The sequence below is a fragment of the Zooshikella harenae genome, from assembly GCF_018837975.1.
In the GTDB taxonomy this organism is placed as follows: Bacteria; Pseudomonadota; Gammaproteobacteria; order Pseudomonadales; family Zooshikellaceae; genus Zooshikella; species Zooshikella harenae.
Map to the genome: position 1 here is coordinate 1 of NZ_JAGSOY010000004.1, position 25,808 is coordinate 25,808.

General features: G+C 42.9%; 26 protein-coding genes and 1 pseudogene. 2 read left to right on the plus strand and 25 right to left on the minus strand.

What is annotated here, in order from left to right; translation table 11 throughout:
* A pseudogene (locus KCG35_RS02730) lies at nucleotides 1-375 on the plus strand (transporter substrate-binding domain-containing protein); the annotation flags it as partial.
* Between the two features lie 101 nt (nucleotides 376-476).
* Here KCG35_RS02730 and der read toward each other — a convergent pair.
* The 19 genes from der to trmJ all read right to left on the minus strand — a co-directional run bounded on the left by der (nucleotide 477) and on the right by trmJ (nucleotide 18,140).
* On the minus strand, nucleotides 477-1,997 hold the full coding sequence (der, locus tag KCG35_RS02735; protein WP_215818135.1) for a ribosome biogenesis GTPase Der: 1,521 nt from the start codon (nucleotides 1,995-1,997) through the stop codon (nucleotides 477-479).
* Between the two features lie 271 nt (nucleotides 1,998-2,268).
* A complete protein-coding gene (bamB, locus tag KCG35_RS02740; protein WP_215818136.1) occupies nucleotides 2,269-3,453 on the minus strand; it encodes an outer membrane protein assembly factor BamB in 1,185 nt (394 codons plus the stop codon).
* A complete protein-coding gene (locus KCG35_RS02745) occupies nucleotides 3,454-4,128 on the minus strand; it encodes a YfgM family protein (protein WP_215818137.1) in 675 nt (224 codons plus the stop codon). It lies immediately after the preceding gene.
* A gap of 314 nt (nucleotides 4,129-4,442) precedes the next feature.
* The gene (gene hisS, locus KCG35_RS02750; RefSeq protein ID WP_230408967.1) at nucleotides 4,443-5,729 is read right to left on the minus strand and encodes a histidine--tRNA ligase; all 1,287 of its coding nucleotides are present in this window, start codon (nucleotides 5,727-5,729) and stop codon (nucleotides 4,443-4,445) included.
* 143 nt (nucleotides 5,730-5,872) lie between these two features.
* A complete protein-coding gene (gene ispG, locus KCG35_RS02755; RefSeq protein ID WP_215818138.1) occupies nucleotides 5,873-6,985 on the minus strand; it encodes a flavodoxin-dependent (E)-4-hydroxy-3-methylbut-2-enyl-diphosphate synthase in 1,113 nt (370 codons plus the stop codon).
* A 6-nt stretch (nucleotides 6,986-6,991) separates the two neighbouring features.
* Nucleotides 6,992-8,029, minus strand: coding sequence for a RodZ domain-containing protein (locus tag KCG35_RS02760; protein ID WP_215818139.1), 1,038 nt, complete (start codon nucleotides 8,027-8,029; stop codon nucleotides 6,992-6,994).
* A complete protein-coding gene (gene pilW, locus KCG35_RS02765) occupies nucleotides 8,016-8,783 on the minus strand; it encodes a type IV pilus biogenesis/stability protein PilW (RefSeq protein ID WP_215818140.1) in 768 nt (255 codons plus the stop codon). The genes KCG35_RS02760 and pilW overlap by 14 nt, the downstream gene beginning before the upstream one ends.
* A 60-nt stretch (nucleotides 8,784-8,843) precedes the next feature.
* A complete protein-coding gene (gene rlmN, locus KCG35_RS02770; protein WP_215818141.1) occupies nucleotides 8,844-9,971 on the minus strand; it encodes a dual-specificity RNA methyltransferase RlmN in 1,128 nt (375 codons plus the stop codon).
* A gap of 40 nt (nucleotides 9,972-10,011) precedes the next feature.
* Nucleotides 10,012-10,443 carry a nucleoside-diphosphate kinase gene (gene ndk / locus KCG35_RS02775; RefSeq protein WP_215818142.1) on the minus strand — a complete coding sequence of 144 codons (432 nt, stop codon included), beginning with the start codon at nucleotides 10,441-10,443 and terminating at the stop codon, nucleotides 10,012-10,014.
* A gap of 169 nt (nucleotides 10,444-10,612) precedes the next feature.
* Entirely contained in the window at nucleotides 10,613-10,813 is a 201-nt protein-coding gene (iscX, locus tag KCG35_RS02780) for a Fe-S cluster assembly protein IscX (RefSeq protein WP_215818143.1), read from the minus strand.
* An 86-nt stretch (nucleotides 10,814-10,899) separates the two neighbouring features.
* Nucleotides 10,900-11,238 (minus strand): ISC system 2Fe-2S type ferredoxin, encoded by a 339-nt coding sequence (fdx, locus tag KCG35_RS02785; RefSeq protein ID WP_215818144.1) that lies wholly within the window; start codon nucleotides 11,236-11,238, stop codon nucleotides 10,900-10,902.
* Nucleotides 11,238-13,106, minus strand: a complete 1,869-nt coding sequence (gene hscA, locus KCG35_RS02790; protein ID WP_215818145.1) for a Fe-S protein assembly chaperone HscA — start codon at nucleotides 13,104-13,106, stop codon at nucleotides 11,238-11,240. The genes fdx and hscA overlap by 1 nt, the downstream gene beginning before the upstream one ends.
* A gap of 24 nt (nucleotides 13,107-13,130) precedes the next feature.
* The gene (gene hscB / locus KCG35_RS02795) at nucleotides 13,131-13,676 is read right to left on the minus strand and encodes a Fe-S protein assembly co-chaperone HscB (RefSeq protein WP_215818146.1); all 546 of its coding nucleotides are present in this window, start codon (nucleotides 13,674-13,676) and stop codon (nucleotides 13,131-13,133) included.
* 23 nt (nucleotides 13,677-13,699) lie between these two features.
* Nucleotides 13,700-14,023, minus strand: a complete 324-nt coding sequence (gene iscA, locus KCG35_RS02800; RefSeq protein WP_215818147.1) for an iron-sulfur cluster assembly protein IscA — start codon at nucleotides 14,021-14,023, stop codon at nucleotides 13,700-13,702.
* A gap of 77 nt (nucleotides 14,024-14,100) precedes the next feature.
* Nucleotides 14,101-14,517, minus strand: coding sequence for a Fe-S cluster assembly scaffold IscU (gene iscU / locus KCG35_RS02805; protein ID WP_215818148.1), 417 nt, complete (start codon nucleotides 14,515-14,517; stop codon nucleotides 14,101-14,103).
* A 36-nt stretch (nucleotides 14,518-14,553) separates the two neighbouring features.
* Nucleotides 14,554-15,768 (minus strand): IscS subfamily cysteine desulfurase, encoded by a 1,215-nt coding sequence (locus tag KCG35_RS02810; protein WP_215818149.1) that lies wholly within the window; start codon nucleotides 15,766-15,768, stop codon nucleotides 14,554-14,556.
* Nucleotides 15,769-15,815: 47 nt separating this feature from the next.
* Entirely contained in the window at nucleotides 15,816-16,325 is a 510-nt protein-coding gene (gene iscR, locus KCG35_RS02815; protein WP_215818277.1) for a Fe-S cluster assembly transcriptional regulator IscR, read from the minus strand.
* 132 nt (nucleotides 16,326-16,457) lie between these two features.
* The gene (gene cysE, locus KCG35_RS02820; RefSeq protein ID WP_215818150.1) at nucleotides 16,458-17,306 is read right to left on the minus strand and encodes a serine O-acetyltransferase; all 849 of its coding nucleotides are present in this window, start codon (nucleotides 17,304-17,306) and stop codon (nucleotides 16,458-16,460) included.
* Nucleotides 17,307-17,402: 96 nt separating this feature from the next.
* Nucleotides 17,403-18,140 carry a tRNA (cytosine(32)/uridine(32)-2'-O)-methyltransferase TrmJ gene (gene trmJ, locus KCG35_RS02825; protein WP_215818151.1) on the minus strand — a complete coding sequence of 246 codons (738 nt, stop codon included), beginning with the start codon at nucleotides 18,138-18,140 and terminating at the stop codon, nucleotides 17,403-17,405.
* Between the two features lie 410 nt (nucleotides 18,141-18,550).
* Here trmJ and KCG35_RS02830 point away from each other — a divergent pair, with 410 nt between their 5' ends.
* Nucleotides 18,551-19,369, plus strand: a complete 819-nt coding sequence (locus KCG35_RS02830; protein WP_215818152.1) for an inositol monophosphatase family protein — start codon at nucleotides 18,551-18,553, stop codon at nucleotides 19,367-19,369.
* Between the two features lie 85 nt (nucleotides 19,370-19,454).
* Here KCG35_RS02830 and KCG35_RS02835 read toward each other — a convergent pair whose 3' ends face one another.
* The 6 genes from KCG35_RS02835 to queA form a co-directional block, all read right to left on the minus strand.
* Nucleotides 19,455-20,147 carry an SDR family oxidoreductase gene (locus KCG35_RS02835; protein WP_215818153.1) on the minus strand — a complete coding sequence of 231 codons (693 nt, stop codon included), beginning with the start codon at nucleotides 20,145-20,147 and terminating at the stop codon, nucleotides 19,455-19,457.
* Nucleotides 20,148-20,252: 105 nt separating this feature from the next.
* The gene (gene secF, locus KCG35_RS02840) at nucleotides 20,253-21,167 is read right to left on the minus strand and encodes a protein translocase subunit SecF (RefSeq protein ID WP_215818154.1); all 915 of its coding nucleotides are present in this window, start codon (nucleotides 21,165-21,167) and stop codon (nucleotides 20,253-20,255) included.
* A gap of 24 nt (nucleotides 21,168-21,191) precedes the next feature.
* Nucleotides 21,192-23,054 carry a protein translocase subunit SecD gene (gene secD / locus KCG35_RS02845; RefSeq protein WP_215818155.1) on the minus strand — a complete coding sequence of 621 codons (1,863 nt, stop codon included), beginning with the start codon at nucleotides 23,052-23,054 and terminating at the stop codon, nucleotides 21,192-21,194.
* An 85-nt stretch (nucleotides 23,055-23,139) separates the two neighbouring features.
* Nucleotides 23,140-23,472: a preprotein translocase subunit YajC gene (yajC, locus tag KCG35_RS02850; protein WP_215818156.1), complete on the minus strand. Its 333-nt coding sequence runs from the start codon at nucleotides 23,470-23,472 to the stop codon at nucleotides 23,140-23,142.
* Nucleotides 23,473-23,543: 71 nt separating this feature from the next.
* Nucleotides 23,544-24,665, minus strand: coding sequence for a tRNA guanosine(34) transglycosylase Tgt (gene tgt, locus KCG35_RS02855; RefSeq protein ID WP_215818278.1), 1,122 nt, complete (start codon nucleotides 24,663-24,665; stop codon nucleotides 23,544-23,546).
* Between the two features lie 56 nt (nucleotides 24,666-24,721).
* Nucleotides 24,722-25,756, minus strand: a complete 1,035-nt coding sequence (queA, locus tag KCG35_RS02860; RefSeq protein ID WP_215818157.1) for a tRNA preQ1(34) S-adenosylmethionine ribosyltransferase-isomerase QueA — start codon at nucleotides 25,754-25,756, stop codon at nucleotides 24,722-24,724.
* Nucleotides 25,757-25,808: the final 52 nt, after the last annotated feature.

Below are 25,808 nucleotides of genomic sequence, written 5' to 3' on the forward strand. Positions count from 1 at the left end.
ATGTTGAAACAAGGCTTCAGACTGTCTTTTCATCTAGGTACATGGTATGGACCTGAGTTTGAAAAAATAGCAAAAAATCCAAATTTTCAACGCTTACTTTATTCCAATACCGATAATCAAAAACGCTTGCAAATGCTACTGCACAATCGCGTTGATGGTGTTTTAGGTGAAGTACTCTCACTTTTGCTGGATGCAAAAAAAATAGGGGCAGTAGATAAAATAGCAGTCATTGATTGTCCACTACATGATAATGAAGTTCACTTTATTTTTAGTAAAAAAACCATACCAGAAGACTTTATCCAGTCGTTTAACAAAGTATTAAAAGCATATAAAAATTCATCAGATTACCCAACATTTAACTACACACCCCAATAAAATAATGAATGAATTAATCTGCTATGCAACCACCACAGCATTAAAAAAGCTGCATACTGCAGCTTTTTTAATGTATATCCTTCGCTTTGGGTATAACTTTATTATTTCTTTTTCTTCTTGCGCTTTTTTTCTTGTTTTTTTACATGCTGAACCAGTCGTTTTTTCTTGGCAACTTGTCTATCAGAAAGTTTATTCTTTTTACCCGCAAAAGGATTCTCTCCTGTCCTAAACTCAATCTGAATAGGTGATCCCACAATCTTTAATTCACGACGAAAAGTATTTTCCAAATACCGCTGGTAAGTTTGTGGTACTGCCGCCGTTTGGTTTCCGTGAATAACAACAAGAGGGGGATTTAAGCCTCCTAAGTGTGCATAACGCAATTTAATACGATGACCATTAACCAAAGGAGGTTGGTGTTCCGCGACAGCATCTTCCAACAAGCGTGTCAGTCTATTACTGGACCAACGTGTTGTTGCCGCTTTATACGCTTCATTAACTGACTCGTAGAGATTGCCAACTCCACTACCATGCAATGCAGAAATAAAGTGAATTCTGGCAAAATTAGCAAACCCCAACCTATATTCAAGCTCGTCTTTGATATCTTGCTTAACGCGCTGCTCTAAGCCATCCCATTTATTCACGGCAATGACCAATGCTCGACCCGTTTCAATCACAAACCCTAATAAGTGAAGATCTTGCTCTACTAATCCTGTTCTAGCATCTAACACTAAAATGACGACATTGGCATCACGAATAGCCTGTAAGGTTTTTACCACAGAAAATTTTTCAATAGACTCTGCCACACGTCCGCGGCGTCGTACCCCTGCCGTATCAATTAAGGTATATCGTTGCTCATTACGCTCAAAGGGAATATATACACTGTCTCGCGTAGTACCTGCATGGTCATAAACAACTACCCGCTCTTCACCCAGTAGCCTGTTTACCAGTGTTGATTTTCCTACATTGGGACGACCCACAATTGCAACCTTGGTTCCATGCTCACTTTCCAATTGAGATTTAGCCGATGTTGACTGTTCAGCTAACTCAATAGAACCTTCTCCAGTGGGAATATCAAGTCCATCTGTAAGCAATGCTTCTTCTGACTCAAAGAGAGAAGTTTCAGTCTCAGGCCTGGGAAATAATTCCATTACCTGATTGATCATGCCTCTGACATTACGTCCATGGGCCGCAGCAATACCGACTGTCTCAGCGATACCTAATTGATAAAACTCACTCTTTGCAACATCATCATCAATGCCATCAATCTTATTCACAATCAGAAATGTAGGCTTATTTCGGGTACGTAAATGCTGCCCAATCATCTCATCAGCTGCGGTTAGCCCTACCCTGGCATCCACAAGGAATAGAACAGCATCTGCTTCTTCTATGGCTTGTAGTGATTGTTGAGCCATTGCTGCATCAATACCCTCTTCATTGCCAGAAATACCACCAGTATCAATGACAATGTAATCCCGCTCCCCCAGTCTACCTTCCCCATACTGGCGGTCACGGGTGAGTCCTGAATAGTTTGCAACTAAAGCATCCCGGGAACGGGTTAAACGATTAAATAATGTTGACTTACCAACATTAGGCCGACCGACAAGCGCGATAACTGGATTCATACCACAGAATACTCAACACAAGCAGATTGCTTAACTGTACGACTTAAGGGCAGTTCTGAAAGCCCTTGATTACACAGGTAAGCCACTACTTTATTTAATGATCAATACACTACTGCTTTGTAAAACTACTCTTCAACTCAAATCATTAGCATTCGAAATAGTCTTACAAAGCATATCCTCTGATACCTATCAGTAGGAAGCAATTTCTACTACGAGTATAAACAAAACGGCTGCTTAACGAGTAAGCAGCCGTTTTGTTCAAAATAACATATTAGTCTTCTTCTTTTAAACCTACTTTCAACGCAGCCAACTCACCGCCTCGGCCATAGACAAAAAGCAACACACCATCGGACTGTGGAGCTACTTGAATACCATCTCCATCCACTTTAATTCGCCCAGCAAATTGCCCATCTAACTGAGATAAAAAGTGCACGTAGCCTTCATAGTCTCCCACTGCAATGTAATTACTATGTGCAGCTGGTGGTGTCACTTTCCTATACTCAAGCTCAGTTTGAGTCCACTGAGTATCACCTGTCTCCTGATCCAATGCAGTAATATGCCCATCAGTACCAGACATGTACAAGTTGCCAAATCCTTGAGCTAAACCACCATAACTCGATGCTTCCTGTTGCCAAAGTAGGCCTCCACTTCGAGGATCCATAGCAACTGCATTCCCCTGAAAGCTTACGGCATAAAGTTTATTTTCACTGAGTAATAGAGGTCCATCAATATCAACCATTCGCTCTAATTCATTGCGCCCCTTAGGAACCGCTACCTTTTGCTTCCAAATCTGGAAACCTCTATCGGCAACAAATGCTTTGACTTCACCATCAGCAAAACCACTGAATACAGCGCCAGACACAATCAGCGGAGTACTGGTACCTTGCAAACTTAAAATGGGCTGGCTACCCTCATAAATCCATACTTGCTCACCATTATTGATATCAAGCGCAATCAGCTTATCATCCTTAGTATGGACGACAACTACCGTACCATCAGTCGCTGCAGGTGCTAAAATCTCGCTACTTAACTGAGCTCGCCATAACTCGCTACCATCAGCTTGACTTAACGCAACCAGTTCACCTGACTGCGTACCAATAAAGACTTTGTCATAACCAGCCGCAACACCACCCATTACTTTTTCATCAAGCTCAATTGACCAGTTTTCCTTGCCTGAGTCAGAGTTAAGTGAATACACTTCACCATCAATGTCACAAACAAACAACTTGCCACCATCAATGGCAGGCACCAGTTTGACATAACGATGGCCATCAACACCGTCACCAATCTGTTTACTCCACACTTCCTCGATATTGATGGTTTCCTCGAAATCAACCAGAGGCTTTGGCTCAAGCACAACCTCATCTTCTGAATCAAAGATACTGCATGCTGATAGCACCACAGCCATGCAGAGTGTCGTAGCTATTTTTAAAGATTGAGGTATATAGTGCTTCATCTACGCACCTTCCTTCGCGACAGCGATGTTATCAAGCTTAACTTGAATGGTAGGGTCAACTTGCTCCGCTTTTTCACCTGCAGCAATTGCCTTGGTATACGCATCACGTGCTTCACTTAACTTGTTAAGTGCAATATAGAAGTCACCTTTCGCATGTTCATACGACATAAGGTAAGCTTTAGCATTTACATTTTTAATCAAGTCCAACGCTTGTTGAGCATTTTCAGCATTTTGTGCAAAAACAACCCGCGCCAGGCGGAGCTTCGCTAACAGTTCAATATTTTCTTCAGGCTTTTGATCTAATACCCATTGTAGTTCCTGTTGCGCTTTTTCCAGGTCTTCATCTTTAACACCCTGCTGTGCTCGCAAAAGGGCTCCAAATTGAGCATACGTTGAACTACTATAATCAGTTTTTAGCTTACCTACTAAATGATTAAAGGTAGATAAGTCATTTTCAGACAACGTACCAAATTGTCCTTTGTTAACGACATTAATAACATCTTGAAAAAGTGCAGAAGCCTCGGCTGCTTGGGCATCTTGGTAGTTATTCCAGGCTTTGTAGCCAAAAACACCCGCAAGTGCTATAGCTAGCCCAACCACAATCGCAGACCCATTTTCTTTCCACCATTGCTTGATGACTTCAATTTGTTCTTCTTCAGTACGGTAACTATCCACCCTAAGCTCCTATAAAAAGTCTGCAAAAATCTGCAAAAATCCGCATGTTGCCTGCAAGGAACATCCTACGGCCAGCAAACCCGAAAAGCCCAAACCCGAAAAATCATGTGCTTTGGGTATGATGCGCTTAAGTAAAACGTATATGTTTAGAATTATTTGACCACAATGCCACACATTTTGTTAATCAGATTTTTATACTCCACATGAGGCATTTGGCATAAAAGCCCAGTTTTGTTAAAAGATCCTTAAAAATGACTAACAAAGACCTGTCAGGAGTCGAAGATAAAACCTGACAAGTTTCTTTATTTACAAGCCTATTCTGCAAAAGACTGCTCAACAAACCAGGCTGTCGCATCAGACAGAGACATCACCTGCTGTGTACCTTCACCCCGTAATGGCTTGATGGCAACAGTACTTTCCTGAAGCTCATTTTCACCAATAATAATGGCCACCCGTGCGCCACTTTTATCCGCTTTTTTCATCTGACTCTTAAAGCTACCACCACCACAGTTCATCTGTAGTCGAATACCAGGGACTTGATTACGAATAGACTCTGCTACCTGGAAAGCATATCCTGTAATATTTTCGCCTGCAGCAACCAAATAGGCATCAACATGGTTATAAACAGTCTCTGGCACAACCTTGAGGGTTTCCAAAAGCAGAATTAAACGCTCGATACCCATACCAAACCCAACAGCGGGTATTGACTTGCCGCCCAACTGCTCAACTAAGCCGTCATAGCGTCCACCACCACAGACTGTTCCTTGAGCGCCAAGTTCATCCGTAACCCACTCGAAAACAGTTTTCGTGTAATAATCCAACCCTCTTACCAGCTTTGGATTAACTTCAAATTCAATGCCTGCTGAAGATAGTAACGCTTTAAGCTGCTCAAAGTGCTGCTTTGATTCATCATCCAAATAGTCCAACAACATTGGGGCATCAGTCAGGATAGCCTGGGTTTCCGGATTTTTGCTATCCAACACACGCAGCGGGTTGGTATATAGACGTTTTTGACTATCCGCATCCAGCTTATCCTGGTGTTTTTCCAGATAAGCGATGAGTGCCTCTCGATGGGCTTTCCGGCTTTCAGGTGTCCCTAATGAATTAAGCTGTAAAGACACAGCCTTATCAATACCCAACCTGCGCCAGAGTCGAGCAGTCAACATAATGACCTCAGCATCAATATCGGGTCCCACCATACCAAAACACTCTAAGCCAAGCTGATGAAACTGGCGATAGCGTCCTTTTTGTGGCCGCTCATAGCGAAACATTGGACCCATATACCACAAACGCTGTACTTGGTTATGCAGTAACCCATGCTGAAGAGCTGCTCTTACCGCACCAGCAGTGCCTTCTGGACGTAGTGTTATGCTTTCATTATTACGATCCGCAAAGGTGTACATTTCTTTTTCAACAATATCCGTCACTTCACCAATAGAGCGTTTAAACAAATCTGTGTTTTCAACTAAAGGCATGCGCAACTCAGAATAGCCATAAGCGCTCAGCACCTCATGGATATGATGCTCCACATACTGCCATAAGGGACTTTGGCTAGGGAGAATATCATTCATTCCACGAATTGCTTGAATTTGTGTGGCCAACGCTCTTTACCTATCAATTAAAGTGACAAACTAAAACCACGGTGTCTCTAGACACCGTGGCCACATCATGAGTTAAGGGGAAATAGTTTACGGATTATTTATCAGACTTCCAGCACAGAGGCATACTCTTTTTATATCTCTTACTAAACTTTGATGATGGTATTGGCCTCTTCAGCCTGGCGTTCAGCTATTTTTTCCCTAATTTTACGTTCCAGTTCATCAACCAAATCATTGTTGGTGACTTTATAGCTGGGCTTTCCATCTTCATAGACAAGATTATTTGGCGTGCCACCCGTTAAACCTATATCAGCTTCACGCGCTTCACCAGGGCCATTTACAACACAACCAATCACTGCAACATCAAGCGGTGTTGTCACATCCTCAAGTCGAGTTTCGAGCTCATTCATGGTCTTGATGACATCAAAGTTTTGCCGCGAACAGCTTGGGCAGGCGACAAAGTTAATTCCTTTTGCTCTCAGCTTCAGACTTTTTAAAATATCAAAGCCCACTTTAATTTCTTGCACTGGATCAGCAGCTAACGAAACCCGCAGCGTGTCACCAATACCATCCATCAATAACATACCCAGCCCAATGGATGACTTAACTGTCCCAGAACGAAATGCACCTGCTTCTGTGATGCCCAGGTGGAGAGGCTGCTCTATTTGCTCCGCCAATAGGCGATAAGCTGCTACTGTTGTAAAAACATCTGAAGCTTTAAGGCTTACTTTAAAATCCTGAAAGTCCAATCGATCTAATATCTCAATATGGCGTAAAGCTGACTCAACCAAAGCGGCTGGCGTTGGCTCACCATACTTTTTCTGTAATTCTTTTTCTAATGAGCCTGCGTTAACACCAATACGAATGGGAATATTACGATCACGTGCAGCATCCACCACTGCGCGCACACGGTCTTCTCGTCCAATATTCCCAGGGTTTATTCTTAAACAATCAACACCGTATTCAGCCACTTTAAGCGCGATACGGTAATCAAAGTGAATATCAGCAACAAGAGGGACATTGACCTGTTGGTGAATAGCTGCAAATGCTTCTGCCGCATCCATAGAAGGTACAGAAACACGAACAATATCAGCACCAACCTCTTCCAGCTGCTTAATTTGTCCAACAGTAGCAGCCACGTCACAAGTTTCAGTATTCGTCATACTCTGGACAGAAATGGGTGCATCACCACCTACGGGTACATTACCCACCATAATCTGCCTAGATTTACGTCTTTTAATGGGAGATTCAACTTGCATAGCGATTTATTCTGAGTCCTGTCCTAGTACAAAGTGAGCTACATTTCCTCGTGAACGCCCCTCCAAACTCACGCTATTATCATTAAATTTCAATTGTTTAACAGCACTTACATTACCTAATATAATTTTTATAGGGCCTGAGTGTGAAACACGCATCGAATTACCTGCCTGTTTCAAGCCAGCAGCCAACATTTTATTAGTTTTCGCATCACGAATTTCTACCCAGCATTCATTTTTAAAAACTGCTTCGAGGGTATTTTCATTTATGACCATCGCCCCAGCTGATGAAACACTAGTATCTGCTGAAGGTGCATTAGCTTCGCTCTCTGCAGCCACCACCGGGTCACTGGCTAGCCCCCCGGTACTTCCTACAACGTTACTTTGTTCTTCAGTCTGCTCTAAGGGTGAACTAGTTTCTGTAGCAACAGAAACCTCTGGAGTGGATTGCTCTTCTTCAGCAAAATTTCCAACTGTTTCGGCCGAAAGCGCATGATCAGTAGCGACTTCTTCTGCAGGGTCAGGGATTAAATCTGAAACAACATTTTCACCATCAACTGTCTCAACCGTAATTTGCTCTGCCCCTGTATCCGCATCCAATGCAGCACTGTTTTGACGTTCTAACAGGTCATACCGCCACCAAACGATAGTCATAATCACAAGAACGATGATGACTAAGTAACTAAACCATTTAACTAGGGGGGTATGTGCAGCCGCTTGGGTTGATACTTTCTGGACGGGTTCTGGACAGTGGGCTTCTGGTTTTTTTCCTGTGTAAGAATCAAAGGCTTTAGCCACGTTATCACGATTCAAGCCTACTCTTCTTGCATAGTTACAGACATAACCTCGTGCAAAGGTTAATCCAGGTAGTTGCTCAAAGTCATCCTGCTCAATCGCATCTACATAACTCACTGAAATTTTCAGCTGATTGGCAATAACTTCTTGAGCTAAACCCTGCTCGAGGCGAGCCTGGCGCAATAAAGCACCAGGCGTTAAGACGGCTTGCTCTTGAGTGGTAACTATTTCTTCTTTCTTAAGGTTTTTCATTCGCCATCATACCTTGATACTGCTTTAGTTCAGAAGAACCAGGATACATTTTCCGCAGTTGTAAGCCATAACTGGCCATACGGTCATTATCATTGAAAGCCTTGGCTATTTGTATCCCTATTAGCAGTGAACGTGCATCTTGTGAGGCAAGTTGAGTAAATGCCTTATAATGCTCTCGTGCTTCACTATAGTTAGACTGCTCATACAGCAGATTTGACAACTCCAGATGAGAACGAGATAACTCTTTGTTTAACCGTAATGCCCGGCGAAAGCTAGCTTCTGCTCCTTCTTTATCTTTAAGCTTCAACTGGGTTAAACCCAAGTTTTCAAAGCTACGACTCCGCTCAGTATAATCAGTATTATTAGCTGCTTTTTGGAAATATTCTGCAGCCTCTTGGTAACGTTCTATATCATACAAAAAAGCAGCATAGTTGTTATTGGTTTCAGCATTACTCCGATCTTCCCATAGGGCTTTTCGGAAATACTTTTCTGCCAGCTCAACTTCACCATCCTGGTGGTAAGTTAGCGCTAAAACACTCAAAGCCCTAGCAGAGCCACTGTCATATTTCAACGCACGCTCTAGCTTTGCCCGAGCGTTTTCGATATCCCCCTGACGTAAATAGGCAATACCTAAATTCACATAACTTTCAGCCGCTTTTTCACGGTCAATATCCTCTTTCCCCCCCGTACTAACACATCCTGTTAATTGCCATGCTAATAGTCCAGTAAACAATAACGCTTTGGCTTTTCTCATTTGATCCCCCAGATAATAAGACAATTGCCATGTTGCTACTGTTATTTTTTATGATCTATCTCACACTGGCAACTGTTTCGTGTTAATTAACTGAGCTTGATGAAGATAACGTTGGCTACGACGAGTCTTGTCCTGAACTTTTCCTGCTAACTGGCCACATGCAGCATCAATATCATCACCACGCGTTTTACGTACTGTCGTATTATAGCCAGCTGCCAGCAAAATCTCTTGAAAACGACGAATCGCATTATTGCTGGGTCGTTGATATGAGGACAAAGAAAAAGGGTTGAAAGGGATTAAATTTATTTTACAAGGAATATCTTTTAAAAGCGTAATAAGTTCTTCAGCATGCTGTTGCTGGTCATTTACATCTTTAATAAGAGTGTACTCGATGGTAATCCGCCGCTTATCAGCGAGGCCATTCATATATTCCTGACAGGCAGGTAATAAAACCTCTAATGGATAGCGTTTATTAAGTGGCACTAGTTCATTGCGCAAGGCATTATTAGGGGCATGTAGAGATAAAGCTAAGGAAACATCAGTGTACTTGCCTAGCTCTTTTAACGCAGGTACAACACCTGAAGTACTTAATGTAACCCGACGCTTTGAAAGACCAAAACCAATGTCGTCCATCATTAAGTTCATGGATGCCACAACATTATCAAAATTCAGCAGCGGCTCCCCCATCCCCATCATAACAACATTAGTGATACTTCGGTCCTGTTTATGCGGAACATTATTAAACGATTTGGCAGCAATCCAAACTTGGCCAATAATTTCTGCTGCAGTTAAGTCAGAGTTAAACCCCTGCTTACCCGTTGAACAAAAACTACAGTCCAGCGCACAGCCTGCTTGAGAAGATACACAGAGCGTTCCTCGCCCACTTTCAGGAATAAACACTGTTTCTACACAGCTACCACTAGCAACCTCAATAATCCACTTACGCGTACCATCAGTAGAGTAATCACAGCTGACAACTTTAGGGCCTCTGATCTCAGCGCACTGACTCATCTTTGACCTTAACCCTTTACCCAGGTTGGTCATCTGCTCAAAATCATCCACGCCATAGTGGTAAATCCACTTCATAACCTGAGTTGCACGAAATTTTTTCTCACCAATAGACTCGAAATACGCCTCTAACATCGGACGCGGCAAACCTAACAGGTTAACTTTTTGTGCATCACTCATCGTGAACTTACCTACAGTACAGACGTGGACATCAATCAAATTAGCGAGTACGAGGACATACTTCGTCGTTGTTGAAGAAGTAAGCTACTTCACGTGCTGCAGATGTTTCAGAATCAGACCCATGTACTGCATTCTCATCAATAGTTGATGCAAACTCAGCACGAATTGTGCCTGGTGCAGCGTCTTGAGGGTTAGTAGCTCCCATCAATTCACGGTTTTTAACAATGGCATTCTCACCTTCTAAAGCAGAAACGACAACTGGACCAGAAGTCATAAACGCAACAAGATCGTTAAAGAAAGGACGCTCTTTGTGCTCAGCATAGAAGCCTTCAGCCTGTTCTTTGGACAAATGAAGCATTTTAGTAGCAACAATTTTCAGGCCTGCTTCTTCAAAACGGCTGAAAATTTTACCAATGACATTTTTAGAAACAGCATCAGGCTTAATAATTGAGAGAGTACGTTCTACTGACATGTTTTTCTCCACAAAACCGAAACAGTTAATGGTAAATGGGTAATTGAACAATGCCCTATACCCACCACTGAAATAACATCATTGGCAATGGGTATAATACACAAAACCCGCGGATTATACGCAGGTTCTAGTAAAATAACAGCCTTTTAGCAGATGAAGCGTCCGTTAATCAGTCAGCCTCTTCTATCCAAGCTGCTTGGATTGCTTCTAAAACTTTTTCGCCACAACGCTGTGAATCATCATCAAAGTCAGGTAGTGCCATCACCCAATTACGCAAGTCTACAAAGTTCACATAGCGCGGATCGACATCTTGATGCTGCTCTGCCAGTTCAATAGCAATATCATTTACATCAGTCCAGCACAAACTCATTGATTATCTACCTCAAAGTAAAAGTAAAAAAGCTATCAGTCTTTTACAACATACAACCAAAGATAATTCTGTACAGGTAAAAGTCACTAATGTCTTTCAGAAACCTGGTTAACCGTATACTTAGGAATTTCTACCACAAGATCCGATTCACCTACCACAGCCTGACAGCTCAAACGAGATTCAGGCTCCAGCCCCCATGCTTTATCCAGCATATCTTCTTCCAGATCATCCGCAGGCTCCATGGAAAAATAACCCTCGCGAACAACGACATGACATGTCGTACATGCACAGGACTTTTCGCAGGCATGTTCTATCTCAATATCATGTCGTAATGCCACATCACATACAGACTCACCAGCATCTGCTTCAACAACAGCACCCTCAGGACACAGCTCATCATGAGGTAAAAAAACTATTTGTGGCATTAACGTTGTTCCTCAGTATCAAAATCCGCGATCGAGTGACCTGACAATGCTTTACTAACAGCAGCATTCATCCTACGCGCAGCAAACTCATCCGTAATTTTGGCAGTTTGCTCAATTGCCTGTTTAATAGCTGCAGCATTTTCTCCTTGTGCTAATTGCCGCAGTTGAGCAACTTCACGATCGACATGCTGACGTTCTTCAGTATTCAACAAGTGTCCATCTTCAGCCAGCGCGGATGTAATGGCTTCCAGCAATCGCTCAGCTTCTACTTGTTGTTCTTTTAAGTTACGTTGGTCGGCATCATCCTGGGCATGCTGATAAGAATCCTGCAACATAGTAGAAATTAGCTGATCAGAAAGGCCATAAGATGGTTTAACTTCAATGGTACTTTCAATTCCCGTACTTAACTCTTGAGCATTAACACTCAACAAACCATCAGCATCAACCTGAAATGTCACCCGAACCTTGGCAGTACCTGCAGCCATAGGAGGTATACCAGATAAAACAAAGCGCGCCAAAGAGCGGTTATGCTCTACCAGCTCACGCTCCCCTTGCAGAACGTGAATAGACATTGCTGTTTGACCATCTTTATAAGTGGTAAACTCTTGCGCTCTCGCTATTGGGATTGTGGTATTTCGATGAATGACTTTTTCCATCAAGCCACCCATCGTTTCTAACCCCAACGATAATGGAATTACATCAAGTAACAGCATATCATCAGAACGCTTGTTGCCTGCCAGTACATCAGCTTGGATAGCTGCCCCTAAAGCAACGACACGATCAGGATCAATGGAAATTAAAGGCTCTCTACACAGTAAAGAAGAAACAGCCTGCCGAACAGCAGGTACTCTTGTTGAGCCTCCTACCATGACTACTTCAGCAACTTCGTCAACTTTTAAGTCAGCATCTCGAAGTGCTCGCTTAACGGCACGTATTGTTTTTTGAATCAGAGGCTGAAATAAGTCATCACATGCCGTGCGCTGCAGCATGCCTGACCAATTAAGGAAATGAATTTCAACTTCATTACTATCCGTCAGAGCTTCTTTTGCCTTACATGCTGTTGAAAGGAGGGAGCGTTGTTCTGAAGTTGAAAGTGCTTCAGCATTAAGTCCAGCCTGCTCCATAATCCACTCAGCAATACAATGGTCAAAATCATCTCCACCTAATGCTGAGTCGCCACCTGTCGCTAATACTTCAAAGACACCTTTTGACAAATGCAAAATGGAGATATCAAACGTTCCCCCACCTAAGTCATAAACAGCAATAACACCTTCCTGGCGCTGATCTAAGCCATAAGCAACTGCTGCCGCTGTTGGTTCATTTAATAATCTCAACACATGGATGCCTGCCAACCGAGCCGCGTCCTTAGTCGCCTGACGTTGAGCATCATCAAAGTAGGCCGGTACAGTAATAACAGCCCCCACTAAGTCGCCACTCAGACTAGCCTTACCTCTGGCAACAAGTACCTTTAAGATTTCAGCAGATACCTGAACAGGATTAACTTCACCTGCACATGTAAGCAAGTTAGGCATCCCACCATTATCAACAAATCGATAGGGACAGTAATTACCCTGCTGCTGAATATCATGAAGGCCTCGCCCCATCATTCGCTTAACTGAGATAATGGTATTTTCTGGGTCATCTGCCGCTTGTTGCTTGGCTTCAAGCCCTACTCGAACCCCATCAGCCTGATAATGAACGACTGAAGGGAGTATGTGATGGCCCTGCTCATCTGCAAGGGTTTTTGGCGAACCACTGTGAACAGCCGCTACCAATGAGTTGGTTGTGCCTAAATCAATGCCTACTGCCAGCTTTCTTTGATGCGGCTTAGGACTTTGGCCTGGTTCGGATATTTGTAACAACGCCATCTTTAATCGTTTAACTTATTTGGGTTAAAAATCGTCTAAAAGCTCTGCTTCAAGCTCAGAGACCTGTTGTTGCAATTTTGTCAAAAAGTGCAATTTCTGAACGATACCAACAGCTTGCTTTAGTGCTGCAGGATCTTTTTGATCCCAAAGGTTTGAAAAGGCTTGAAACAGATCTTTCAATCGCTCATCAACAGTTACCTGCAACTCTTGAAGGGCCACCTCAGTATCAATAGCAGAACGCACTTCTTCCAGCGCTTCACGCAGCGCCATTTGCTCCATCAAAAATTCACTGTCAAATACCGTCGTACTATCTAACTGAGGATCCGCCCCCTGTAACTTCAGTAAATACTCTGCCCGAAGTAAATCAGAGCGCAGTGCTTGATAGGCTTGGTTGATATGTGCAGTACACTGGACGGCTAAACGTTGTTGCTGCTGAGACTTAGCGGCAAAATTATCAGGATGGAATGATCGCTGTAACGCTCGATATTTTTCTGCAAGATTTGCTTTATCGATAGCAAAGCTAGGAGCAAGCGCAAACAGCTCAAAGTAATTCTGCTTTAGCTCAAGCATTCGAGGGTCTCTTTACTACCTAGTTAAATTGAAAAGCTTTCACCACAACCACATTCGCCTTTAACGTTTGGGTTGTTAAACTTTAACCCTTCATTTAATCCTTCTTTGACAAAGTCAAGCTCAGTACCATCCAGGTAAACTAAACTTTTTGGGTCAACGTAGAGCTTAACGCCATCCTGCTCATACAGCTGATCCTCCGGAGCTGCATCATCAACAAACTCCAGCACATAAGCTAAACCTGAACAGCCCGTCGTTTTTACCCCTAAGCGAATACCATGACCCTTGCCACGATTAGCTATCTGTTGACTGATATGTTGGACGGCTGCAGTGGTCATTGTAATTGCCATAAATGACTCCTCTAATAGCAATAATGCTGTAAAGGCAAGCGCTTTACAGCATCGTTCGCTTCAACTGTCAGTAGCGTTTAGCCAGCAGCAGTATTGTTAGTAATGTCAGACTCAGGTGATTGCTTGCTTTTATAGTCCTGAATAGCAGCTTTAATCGCATCTTCCGCTAACACAGAACAGTGTATTTTTACAGGAGGTAATGCCAGCTCTTCTGCAATGATGGCATTCTTAATCTGCGCAGCTTCATCCAGCGTCTTACCTTTCATCCACTCAGTCGCTAGTGAGCTTGAAGCAATTGCAGAGCCACAACCATAGGTTTTAAATTTGGCATCTTCAATCACTCCTTGACCATTCACCTTAATCTGCAAACGCATGACATCACCACAAGCTGGTGCACCTACCATACCTGTACCTACTGCAGGGTCTGCGATATCCATTTTACCCACATTACGGGGGTTTTCGTAATGGTCTATGACTTTATCACTGTAAGCCATTTGGTTAACTCCTCAGCACGAAATCAGGCAAATTTATTAGTGGGCAACCCATTCAACCTTACTTAGGTCAACACCATCTTTATACATATCCCACAAAGGCGATAGCTCTCTTAACTTATCCACGGCGGTTCGCACTTTCTGAGCGGCATAATCAATTTCTTCTTCGGTTGTAAAGCGGCCAAAACTGAAGCGAATAGAGCTATGCGCTAATTCATCAGACAGGCCAAGCGCTCTCAATACATAAGATGGCTCAAGGCTGGCAGAAGTACACGCCGAACCAGAAGAGACCGCCAGATCTTTCAGCGCCATAATTAATGATTCACCTTCAACAAAGTTAAAACTTACATTGAGGTTGCTAGCAACGCGCTGCTCGAAGCTACCATTCACATATATTTCTTCCATGTCCTTAATCTGATCCCAGAAACGGTTACGCAACTTTAATAATTTAGCGTGTTCAGTTGCCATTTCTTCTTTAGCAATTCGAAAAGCCTCACCCATACCTACAATTTGATGAGTTGGTAAAGTACCTGAACGCATACCACGCTCATGACCACCACCATGGATCAGTGCTTCCAGACGTACTCTTGGCTTACGACGCACATATAACGCTCCAATACCTTTTGGGCCATAGCTTTTATGTCCGGAAAAAGACATCAAGTCGACCTTCATGCTTTCCAAGTCGATAGACACTTTGCCTGAACTCTGCGCAGCATCCACATGGAAAATAATATTTTTACTACGCGTAATTTCGCCAATTGCCGCTATGTCATTAATCACGCCAATCTCATTATTGACATGCATAATGGAGACTAAAATTGTGTCTTCACGAATAGCATCGGCTACGGTTTCAGGGTGAATAATACCGTCTTTATCAGGGTCCAGATAAGTCACCTCAAACCCTTCACGTTCTAGCTGGCGGCAAGGATCAAGCACCGCTTTATGCTCTATACGAGAAGTAATAACGTGCTTACCTTTCTTGCCATAAAAGTGAGCAACACCTTTGATAGCTAAGTTATCAGCCTCTGTAGCCCCAGAGGTCCAGACAATTTCACGAGGATCACAGTTAACCAGCTCCGCTACCTGCTTTCGCGCTAACTCCACAGCCTCTTCCGCTTTCCAACCAAAGGCATGCGATCGGGAAGCAGGATTTCCAAACACACCACCCACCGTCAAGTAATCAGCCATTTTTTGGGCAACACGGGGATCTGCAGGTGTGGTCGCTGCATAGTCAAAGTAAATCGGAAGCTTCATGAGGTTAACAACTCCAACAAAAAGGCTAATCTATTCAATCAGGCAAATTATATAATCTGTGACGTATTAATGCGCTCATCTTGCGAAGGATCTAGCGAAGGATGATCTTGTTTTATTTGCTGTTTTTCATCCTGACGTGAAGCTACAAAGCGTACTTCACGGCGCGCCACCAAATCTGCGAGACTGATATTACTCAAAAAGGAATGAATTTGGTTACTTAAATCGCACCACAAGTGATGAGTGAGGCAAATATCACCCCGTTGACAATCATTACTACCATGGCAACGAGTCGCATCAACCGTTTCATTAACGGCATCAACAACTTCTGCGACATAGATACCTGAACTTTCACGACTGAGACGATAACCGCCCCCAGGTCCTCGCACACTACTTACTAGCTGGCAACGACGTAGTTTGGCAAATAGCTGTTCAAGATAAGAAAGAGAAATACCCTGACGCTCAGAAATATCCGCTAATGCAACAGGGCCTTTTTCAGCATGCAGCGCTAGATCGAGCATTGCCGTAACGGCATAGCGCCCTTTGGTGGTTAAACGCATAATATCAGTCTCTTTTATGCTGCAGTTCATTACAAAAGTCTTGCGACGTATTATGCTTTAACCAAGTAAATCGATCAAGTATTTAACCCTATAATTTAGTCAAGTATGTGTCTATCTAGTCAGTTATTATCTCTAACTTTCATACGTTTCTTTAATTTTTTCTTCCTGAGTAACTTGTTCCTCTACACAAGAAGCTGTCACCTCGGATTCATGAGCTTCCACCGGATGCTCACTGACACACTCAAAATCTTCTTCATTCAAAGTAGGCAGATTGTTATCACAGTAATCAACACCAAGGTCTTTCAATGCCTTACACATGACAACAATTTTATCGTCAACCGCCAGCATATGATCCAAAATACCTGTCATTGCCTTAGCTACTGGATCAGGCATGTCAGCCACACCATAAGCATCAAATCCCATCTTGTTAGCCATTGCCTGCCGTTTTGCATCCTCTTGGGACATTTCTGCATGCTTGATGATTCTACCTGGTATACCAACAACCGTTGCGCCATCTGGCACTTCCTTCGTTACAACCGCGTTTGAACCAACCTTAGCATTATCACCTACAGTAAAAGGCCCCAAAATTTTGGCACCAGCACCTACGACTACCCCATTACCCAAGGTTGGATGACGTTTACCCTTATTCCAGGTTGTACCACCAAGCGTTACTCCCTGATAAAGCGTAACATCATCACCAATTTCAGCTGTTTCACCGACAACAACCCCCATTCCATGATCGATAAAAAAACGACGGCCAATCTTAGCTGCAGGGTGTATTTCAATCCCCGTCATCCAGCGTCCAAAGTTAGAAATAAAACGGGCTAACCACTTGAAGCCTTTAACCCATAGCTTATGACTTAAACGGTGGAGCAATATAGCATGCACGCCAGGATAATTGGTCAATACCTCAAAAGCATTGCGTGCTGCAGGGTCGCGATGAAAAACGCTGGCAATATCCTCTTTGACCCGTTCAAACATAACCACTCCTGTAAAAAATGATTGTGTAATCGTTCCTGGTTCAAGCCTCTGGCATCATTAATGTTTAGTTATTTAACAGCCAGTCCCTGACCAAAGTTATTTATTTTTTGCCTTATTTTGCGTCTGGCTTAAAATTCCACGCAAAATTTGCACTTCCTGCTGTTCTAAACGAGCACGTTGATATATTCGTCGAAGTTTAGTCATCATTGAGTGTGCTGAAGCACTTTTGAGAAAATTTATTTCTTGTAGAGTTTGCTCAAGGTGTTGATAAAAATGCTCTAGTTCAGCGCTGGTGGCCAGTGGTGTATCATGACCAGAAAAAGCTTCAATTACCTCGCTTTGACTAGCCTCCAGCACTTGCATTCTAATTTCATAAGTCATGACCTGAACTGCAGCACCAAGATTAAGCGAGCTGTATGTTTCATTGGCGGGAATATGGACATGTAGCTGACATAAAGCCAACTCATCATTTGTCAGACCATGCTCTTCTCGACCAAATACCAGTGCAACCTCACCCTGCTGGGCTTCAACTAAAAGCTGTTGAACACATTCCCGAGGATTTACTAAAGGCCAAGGTACTTTACGCTGCCGAGCACTGGTCCCAATGACCAACTGACAATCAGCCACAGCATCAGCTAAAGACTCAACCACTACTGCCTGCTGCAAGATATCATCTGCACCGGCGGCACGACTGGTAGCATAAGGGTGAGGAAATTCATCGGGAGAAACAAGCATCAGCTTTGTTAGCCCCATGGTTTTCATTGCTCGGGCAACAGCACCAATATTACCGGGATGGGAAGTATTCACTAAAACAATACGAATGTGTTCTAACACTGACCTTACTGACCTCAACTCACAAAAAAATTCAAACGCCTTTTAAAGTATACCCTTCACAAATCGCTTTAAAGCTTTGCTATTCACCATTAAATACATAGCACTCTAAAGTGCAAGCTTTGAGGATATAAAATATGCAGGGTAGGAAAAAAACTCTCATTTAGCAGGCTAATGCTACTTCTAAACTAGAGTTACTAATTACTAAGCATAATGATACCCACTAGTGTAACAAAACCGACGATTAGGCTCTATGTAACTTTCAGAAAGTAAAGTAGGACAAAGTTGCTTATGCTATATCCACATAACACTGCTCTCGTCAAAAATAAGTAGTCATGCGACTTATTGAACTGCAAAGTATTTGATATAGTTGGCACCTTATGTTCTTTAAAACCTCAGGTAGATGAGTCGCTATGCAACCTATGCTCAACATTGCCCTGCGTGCAGCAAGAAGCGCAGGAGAAGTCATACTCCGTGGCTATGAACAATTAGACCGCTTAGAAGTGACTGAAAAAGGTCCCCACGATTTCGTTACTCAAATTGACACAGCTGCAGAACGAACCATCATTAAAGCACTGCGCAAAGCTTACCCTGACCATAGTATCTTTGGTGAAGAATCTGGGCATAGGGAAGGTAAAGACAGTGGCAAAGATTATCTTTGGATTATTGACCCCCTTGATGGCACCAGTAACTTTATACATGGTATCCCCCACTTTGCAGTATCCATTGCTTGCCAATACAGAGGCCGCATAGAACATGCTGTCGTACTTGACCCCATCCGTGGAGAGGAATTTACTGCCTCACGGGGTAAAGGTGCCCAACTCAATGGTCACCGCATTAGAGTAAGCAATAGAAAGCAAATGCATGACACCTTAATTGGTACTGGTATTCCCTTCCGTCAAGATCAAATGAAACATGCTGAAGCCTATTTTGGCATGATGAAAAGTATTGCTGAGAAAACAGCAGGTATTCGTCGTGGTGGAGCTGCTGCACTTGATCTTGCCTATGTTGCTGCAGGACGGCTTGATGGGTTTTGGGAGTACGGCCTTAATCAATATGACATGGCAGCAGGTATTTTATTGATCCTTGAATCAGGTGGACTGATTGGTGACTTTAGTGGCTCTCACAGTTACTTTGACAGTGGCCAGGTAGTATGCGGCAATCCAAAGTGCTTTAAATCACTTCTTCAGTTAATTCATCCCTACCTGACACCCGATATGAAAAAGGTCTAAACGCTTTTCGTAATACCCTAGACAAATCACTTTTAGACTTTGTTGTCAGCTTTTTTCTTCATGATAAAAGCTGACTCCTAGCCTTTTACCAAGAAATTAACTGCCCATCGTAAGCGATAAAGCTACCAGATTTTTCCAACGTATAATTATCCAATACTTGCTTAATACCTTTAATTGATGTTGGTGTATCTATAAGTGCATTTGGCCCACCCATCCGCGTTTTTACCCAACCAGGGTGTATAATAGCGACCTTAATGCTATCGCCAGCCAAATCAATCGCTAAACTTTTTGCAGCCGCATTTAGTGCAGCTTTTGAGCTACGATAAATATAACTACCACCACTGCTATTATCAGCAATGCTCCCCATTTTACTACTCATCAGTGCAATTTGTTTTAACTCACTTTGTTTTACCTGATCCAGAAAATATTTAATAAAAATAAAAGGCGCTACACTATTTACATGCAACACATTAAGCCACTCCTCAGCAGAAATACCATTAAAGTGATATCCTTTAGGTCCATATGCACCTGCATTCATAAAAAGTAAATCAATTGTCTGCTGCTTATACTTTTTGGCTAGCGCTTGAACATCTTCTTCTTGAAGAATATCAACTTGCTCAATGCTAATACTTGGGTACTGCTCGGCCAGTGTTTTTAATTCATCAGCACTTTCAGGTTGACGACAACAAGCAATGACCTGCCAATTATCTCTAGCATAGTGTTTCACCAACTCTAAACCCAACCCCCTGCTAGCGCCTGTTATCAGCATAGTTTTCATATTAAACTCCACTTACTAGACATTACCTGTCTTATTTTAGATTTAAAAAAAGCGGCAATTGCCGCTTTTTTTACAAAAGAATATTGAAGGCCCTGTCAACTTACTCTAAGGCATATCATCAACAATTTCTTCCTTCTCAGGTGGTAATAAGTCTTCCCTACTGATTTTCATTGCAATAAGCACATTTGCTGCAACATAAATAGAAGAGTATGTACCAATAACGACCCCAACAATCAGTGCAAGTGAAAAGCTTTGTAATGATTCACCCGCAAATAATGCTAATGCAATTAACACCAAAAGTGTTGTGATCGAAGTTATCAAGGTTCTGCCTAGCGTTTGTGTCAATGAGTAATTAATCACTCCTACAGGTGTTGCTGAGTGCATAACACGAAAGTTCTCACGAATACGATCAGAGACCACAATCGTATCATTCAGCGAGTAACCAATGACGGCCAAAATAGCGGCAAGTACTGTTAAATCAAAGGTAAAGCCTGTGACGGCAAAAAAGCCCAAAGTGATAATCACATCGTGAATCAAGGCTAAAACAGCACCTAAAGCAAACTTTAACTGAAAGCGTAAGGCAATATAGACCAACACTACAGCTAAAGCCAACAGCATCGCTAGTCCACCTTTTTCCCGCAACTCCTCACCGACTTGAGGTCCAACAAACTCCACACGGTGTAACTCAACGGGCCCAGCAGAAGCCTTTGATAAGACTTCTGCAACTTTGTCGCCTTGCTTGGGATTATCACCTGGCAAACGAACCAAAATATCCGTCGCTGATCCATACTCTTGCACAGTTGCCTGATCATAACCTGCTTCTTTTAATTGCTCACGGATATCATCAAGGCGAATGGGTTTATTGTAGCCCAGCTCAATCAGCGTTCCGCCCGTAAAATCCAAACCATACTGCAGGTTATTTACAATCAGTGAGCCAATTGAACCAATTATTAGTGCTAACGAAAAAATAACCGCCACCACCCGAGCATTCATAAACTGAATGACACGATCATTGTTCATAGTAGTTATCCTCATGCTGGCTGATTAAATCCATAGTTTGTTCAACTGCTTACCACCAAGGAACATATTGACCATCGCACGCGAGAACAAAACCGCGGTAAATAGCGAGGTCACAATCCCTATCGCCAAGGTTACCGCAAAACCCTGTACAGGCCCTGTACCAACAGAGAGTAAAATAATGGCTACAATAAATGTCGTAATATTCGCGTCGAGGATTGCCACAAATGCTCGGTTATATCCCTCATGAATTGCTTGTTGAGGGGAAAGCCCTTGTACCAGCTCTTCTTTAATCCTTGAGAAAATAAGCACATTAGCATCGACGGCCATCCCCACCGTTAACACAATTCCTGCGATACCAGGCAAAGTCAATGTGGCTGAAAACATCGATAAAACAGCTATGAGTAAAACAAGGTTAAACGTCAATGCAATATTGGCAAAGACACCAAACACTTTGTAGTACACCAGCATAAAGACTAGTACCAGTGCAAACCCTACGGCAACAGATTGAAAGCCCATTTCAATATTAGCTTTTCCTAAACTTGGACCAATCGTACGTTCTTCTACAAAGTACATGGGAGCCGCTAGTGCACCTGCCCGAAGTAGCAGCGCTAACTCAGAAGACTCAGCAACACTATCTAACCCAGTAATTCGAAACTGCGTATTAAGTGCACTCTGCACTGTTGCCAAACTTATAATATGCTTTTCTTCCCGGAAAGACTGCTTCATTTCAGTCACTTCTTTGCCATTAACGACCTTCGTAACTTCTTTGGGAGGAAGAGGCTTTTGCTCAATAAAGACAACTGCCATGCGGCGTCCAATATTATAGCGCGTTGCCCGGTTCATTAGATCTCCACCATTACCATTTAAGGTAATATTGACTTGTGGCCGACCATTTTCATCAAAGCTGGCAGACGCATCAGAAACGAGATCACCAGTTAAAATAACTTCGCGCTCTACATTGGCAGGTGGATTTTTATCATCCCTAAACCGAAACTGCTCAGTTGCAGTTGAGTCAGCTTTCGCTTCCATACGAAACTCAAGGTTTGCCGTTTTTCCGATAATATTTTTGGCTTGAGCAGTATCTTGAACACCAGGCAACTCAACAACGATTCTATTCCTACCTTGTCGCTGAACTAATGGCTCAGACACACCTAGCTCATTGACCCTATTGCGAAGAGATGTCAAATTTTGCTTTATCGCATAATCTTCAATTTCCATTAACCTAGCTTCAGCAAAGTTATAAGCCAGTAGATACTTATCACCGTCATCAACTACATGAGTCGTCAGCTCATTATGTTCAGCTTTAACCATACGCTCAGCTTTATCACGGTCAGCTGCAGAGCGAAATGCCAACTGATGTGTTTTGTCATTCAAGATAGGCGCATTTCGATAGCGAATACCTTCTTTACGCAACATTGTACGTATTTCACTATCCAGTACTTTTAAACGAGACTCCACAGCTTTATTCATATCCACTTCAAGTAAGAAGTGAACACCACCACTTAAATCCAAGCCCAACTTCATTGGCTCTGCACCAATAGACGAAAGCCATTCTGGGGTTGTGGGTGCTAAGTTCAAAGCGACAATATAATCCATGCCTAACTGGTCATGGAGAAAAGACTTCGCCATCGCCTGATTATCCATTTCGGTCAGACGAACAAGTAAATTGTTGTCTCCGAGTTCAACAGCTTTGAAGGGGATTTTTGCTTCTTCAAGAATTTGCTTGGTCCGCTCAACTAACTGTTCATTGACAGTTACTGAGCGGCTATTGCTACGAATTTGTATGGCTGGATCAGCGGGATATAAATTTGGTAATGCATAAATACCGCCTACCACAATAACAAACACAATAAGCAAGTACTTCCACAGTGGGTACTTATTGAGCATGGCTGTGCCCTGTTCCTTTTGGTTAACAAACATGTCAGGGCACACAACACTAATCAGTTATTACACAAGCCCTGACGAGTGATGATTAAATGGCTTTGATAGTACCTTTAGGCAAACTAGCCACAATTGCAGCCTTTTGGAAATTAAGCTGGGTATTATCATTAACTTGTAGTGTGATAAATTCATCAGACACTTTGGTGATCTTGCCAATAATGCCACCATTTGTTACCACCTCATCTCCTTTCTGGAGCTGAGATAACATTTGCTTATGCTCTTTTGCCTTTTTCTGTTGCGGTCTGATTAAAAGAAAATAAAAGATGGCGAAAAAGCCAACCATCATTAACGTTGTCACCCAACTACCACCAGCAGGCTGACCCGCTGCAGCATCTGCAAATGCTTGTTCAATAAACAAACTCATGCAATAAACTCCTCAACATTCACTATGTCAAAACCAAAAAAAACTAGCCAAATCATGCCAAACCGAAGCAATTACTCAGTTTCAAGTGGAGGAACCTCCAAGCCACGAGCATGATAAAATGCTGTCACAAAATCGTTCAACTTACCGGCTTCTATTGCTTCACGCAAACCGGCCATTACTCGCTGGTAGTAGCGTAAATTATGGATAGTATTCAATTGCGAACTAAGAATTTCACCGCACTTATCTAAGTGATGTAGATACGCTCGACTGAAATTCTGACAGGTATAGCAATCACAGGTTTCATCTAAAGGACCAGTATCATGCTTATGTACTGCATTTCTAATTTTTACAACACCTGCAGCTGTAAATAAGTGTCCATTTCTCGCATTTCGAGTAGGCATAACACAGTCAAACATATCAACACCACGACGGACACCCTCGACCAAATCTTCTGGCGTACCCACGCCCATCAGGTAACGAGGTTTATCCTCAGGCATCAACGGTGTTATACCTTCTAATACACGAAACATCTCGTTCTTAGGTTCACCAACGGACAATCCACCAATAGCATAACCATCAAAGTCGATTGTTTTTAATCCCGCCAATGACTGTTCGCGTAAATGTTGATACATCCCACCCTGAATGATACCAAACAGCGCACTTGGGCTATCACCATGGGCTTCTCGGCTTCGCTTGGCCCAGCGGAGAGACATCTCCATGGATTTTTTAGCTTCCGCTTCCGTTGCCGGATAAGGCGTGCACTCATCAAAGATCATAACAATATCAGAGCCTAAAGCACGCTGAACTTCCATTGAACGCTCTGGGCTCAAAAACACCTTAGCACCATCAACAGGTGAGCGAAATGAGACCCCTTCCTCCGTTATCTTACGCATTTCCCCCAGGCTAAATACCTGAAAACCTCCGGAGTCAGTTAAAATAGGTTTATGCCAGCCATTAAAATCATGCAAGTCACCATGCTTACTGATAATTTCTGTGCCAGGCCTCAGCATCAAATGAAAGGTATTCCCCAAAATAATTTGAGCACCAATAGATTCTATGTCCTTTGGCAACATACCTTTTACAGTGCCGTATGTTCCAACAGGCATAAAAGCGGGTGTTTCAACCACACCTCTTGGAAATTCCAAGCGAGCACGTCGAGCCTGACCATCTGTGGCCAATGTCTCAAAGCGCATAAAGCATTCTGATCTACTCATATAATTGCTAATTTGTAACCAATAAAGTCAACAGTTTACGCATTTCTGCGGCTTAACAGCATAGCATCACCATAGCTAAAAAAACGATATTGCTCTGCTACCGCTATTTGATAGCCTTGCATGATGTGCTCAAAGCCTGCAAATGCAGATACTAACATCAGCAGTGTTGATTCTGGCAGATGAAAGTTAGTAACCATTAGGTCAACACATTGAAACTGATAGCCAGGGTAAATAAAAATATCAGTTTCCCCATGGTAAGGCTGAATATGCCCTGAACGTGCTGCCGTTTCTAACGACCTTACTGTTGTAGTTCCCACAGCTATCACTCGTCCGCCTCGGGCTTTTGTTGCTGTTATTTGGTCACAAACAGTTTGGCTTACTTCAAGGTACTCACTGTGCATTTTGTGCTCAGCAAGTGTTTCAACCCTAACAGGTTGAAATGTCCCTGCTCCTACATGAAGGGTCACAAAGGCTTTTTCAACCCCCTTGGCCGTTAATTTGTCGAACAGAGCCTGATCGAAGTGTAAACCAGCCGTTGGTGCCGCCACTGCTCCAGCAGCTCGGCTATATACTGTTTGGTAACGATCTCGATCAATTTGCGCATCATCACGATCAATATAAGGTGGTAGCGGGATATGCCCAATCTTATCCAACAGAGTTAATACAGGCTGATCCCCAAAAAAACGGAGTAAAAAAAGATCACCTTCCCTTCGCTCCATTTCAGCTTGTATACCTTCATCAAAACAGAGTCGTGTTCCTGGCTTAGGTGCCTTACTTGCGCGCACATGCGCTAACACTGATTGCTGATCGTCCAGAATACGCTCAACTAATACCTCAACTTTGCCCCCCGTGGCTTTGGCACCATAGAGCCTTGCAGGGATAACTTTTGTATCATTCAGTACAAGTAAGTCTCCAGGCTGCATGTGGTCAGCAATATCAATGAATGACTTATGTTCAATTGAACCAGAGTTACCATCAAGCACCAAGAGACGGCTTGCAGAACGCTGGTCTGTAGGGTAGCGAGCAATCTGCTCTGCAGGTAATTCAAAACTGAAATCTTTAACGCGCATAGTATTCAATTAAACCGCAAAAAGCGGCTATTTTAACGGAAATAGTTTTTTG

Bases quoted from the DNA above. Each gene is read 5' to 3' on its own strand.
- der (WP_215818135.1), bottom strand. From the start codon at position 1,997: ATGAATCCAGTTATCGCGCTTGTCGGTCGGCCTAATGTTGGTAAGTCA.
- bamB (WP_215818136.1), bottom strand. From the start codon at position 3,453: ATGAAGCACTATATACCTCAATCTTTAAAAATAGCTACGACACTCTGC.
- ispG (WP_215818138.1), bottom strand. From the start codon at position 6,985: ATGCAAGTTGAATCTCCCATTAAAAGACGTAAATCTAGGCAGATTATG.
- KCG35_RS02760 (WP_215818139.1), bottom strand. From the start codon at position 8,029: ATGAAAAACCTTAAGAAAGAAGAAATAGTTACCACTCAAGAGCAAGCC.
- pilW (WP_215818140.1), bottom strand. From the start codon at position 8,783: ATGAGAAAAGCCAAAGCGTTATTGTTTACTGGACTATTAGCATGGCAA.
- rlmN (WP_215818141.1), bottom strand. From the start codon at position 9,971: ATGAGTGATGCACAAAAAGTTAACCTGTTAGGTTTGCCGCGTCCGATG.
- ndk (WP_215818142.1), bottom strand. From the start codon at position 10,443: ATGTCAGTAGAACGTACTCTCTCAATTATTAAGCCTGATGCTGTTTCT.
- iscX (WP_215818143.1), bottom strand. From the start codon at position 10,813: ATGAGTTTGTGCTGGACTGATGTAAATGATATTGCTATTGAACTGGCA.
- fdx (WP_215818144.1), bottom strand. From the start codon at position 11,238: ATGCCACAAATAGTTTTTTTACCTCATGATGAGCTGTGTCCTGAGGGT.
- hscA (WP_215818145.1), bottom strand. From the start codon at position 13,106: ATGGCGTTGTTACAAATATCCGAACCAGGCCAAAGTCCTAAGCCGCAT.
- hscB (WP_215818146.1), bottom strand. From the start codon at position 13,676: ATGCTTGAGCTAAAGCAGAATTACTTTGAGCTGTTTGCGCTTGCTCCT.
- iscA (WP_215818147.1), bottom strand. From the start codon at position 14,023: ATGGCAATTACAATGACCACTGCAGCCGTCCAACATATCAGTCAACAG.
- iscU (WP_215818148.1), bottom strand. From the start codon at position 14,517: ATGGCTTACAGTGATAAAGTCATAGACCATTACGAAAACCCCCGTAAT.
- KCG35_RS02810 (WP_215818149.1), bottom strand. From the start codon at position 15,768: ATGAAGCTTCCGATTTACTTTGACTATGCAGCGACCACACCTGCAGAT.
- iscR (WP_215818277.1), bottom strand. From the start codon at position 16,325: ATGCGTTTAACCACCAAAGGGCGCTATGCCGTTACGGCAATGCTCGAT.
- cysE (WP_215818150.1), bottom strand. From the start codon at position 17,306: ATGTTTGAACGGGTCAAAGAGGATATTGCCAGCGTTTTTCATCGCGAC.
- KCG35_RS02830 (WP_215818152.1), top strand. From the start codon at position 18,551: ATGCAACCTATGCTCAACATTGCCCTGCGTGCAGCAAGAAGCGCAGGA.
- KCG35_RS02835 (WP_215818153.1), bottom strand. From the start codon at position 20,147: ATGAAAACTATGCTGATAACAGGCGCTAGCAGGGGGTTGGGTTTAGAG.
- secF (WP_215818154.1), bottom strand. From the start codon at position 21,167: ATGAACAATGATCGTGTCATTCAGTTTATGAATGCTCGGGTGGTGGCG.
- secD (WP_215818155.1), bottom strand. From the start codon at position 23,054: ATGCTCAATAAGTACCCACTGTGGAAGTACTTGCTTATTGTGTTTGTT.
- yajC (WP_215818156.1), bottom strand. From the start codon at position 23,472: ATGAGTTTGTTTATTGAACAAGCATTTGCAGATGCTGCAGCGGGTCAG.
- tgt (WP_215818278.1), bottom strand. From the start codon at position 24,665: ATGCGCTTTGAGACATTGGCCACAGATGGTCAGGCTCGACGTGCTCGC.
- queA (WP_215818157.1), bottom strand. From the start codon at position 25,756: ATGCGCGTTAAAGATTTCAGTTTTGAATTACCTGCAGAGCAGATTGCT.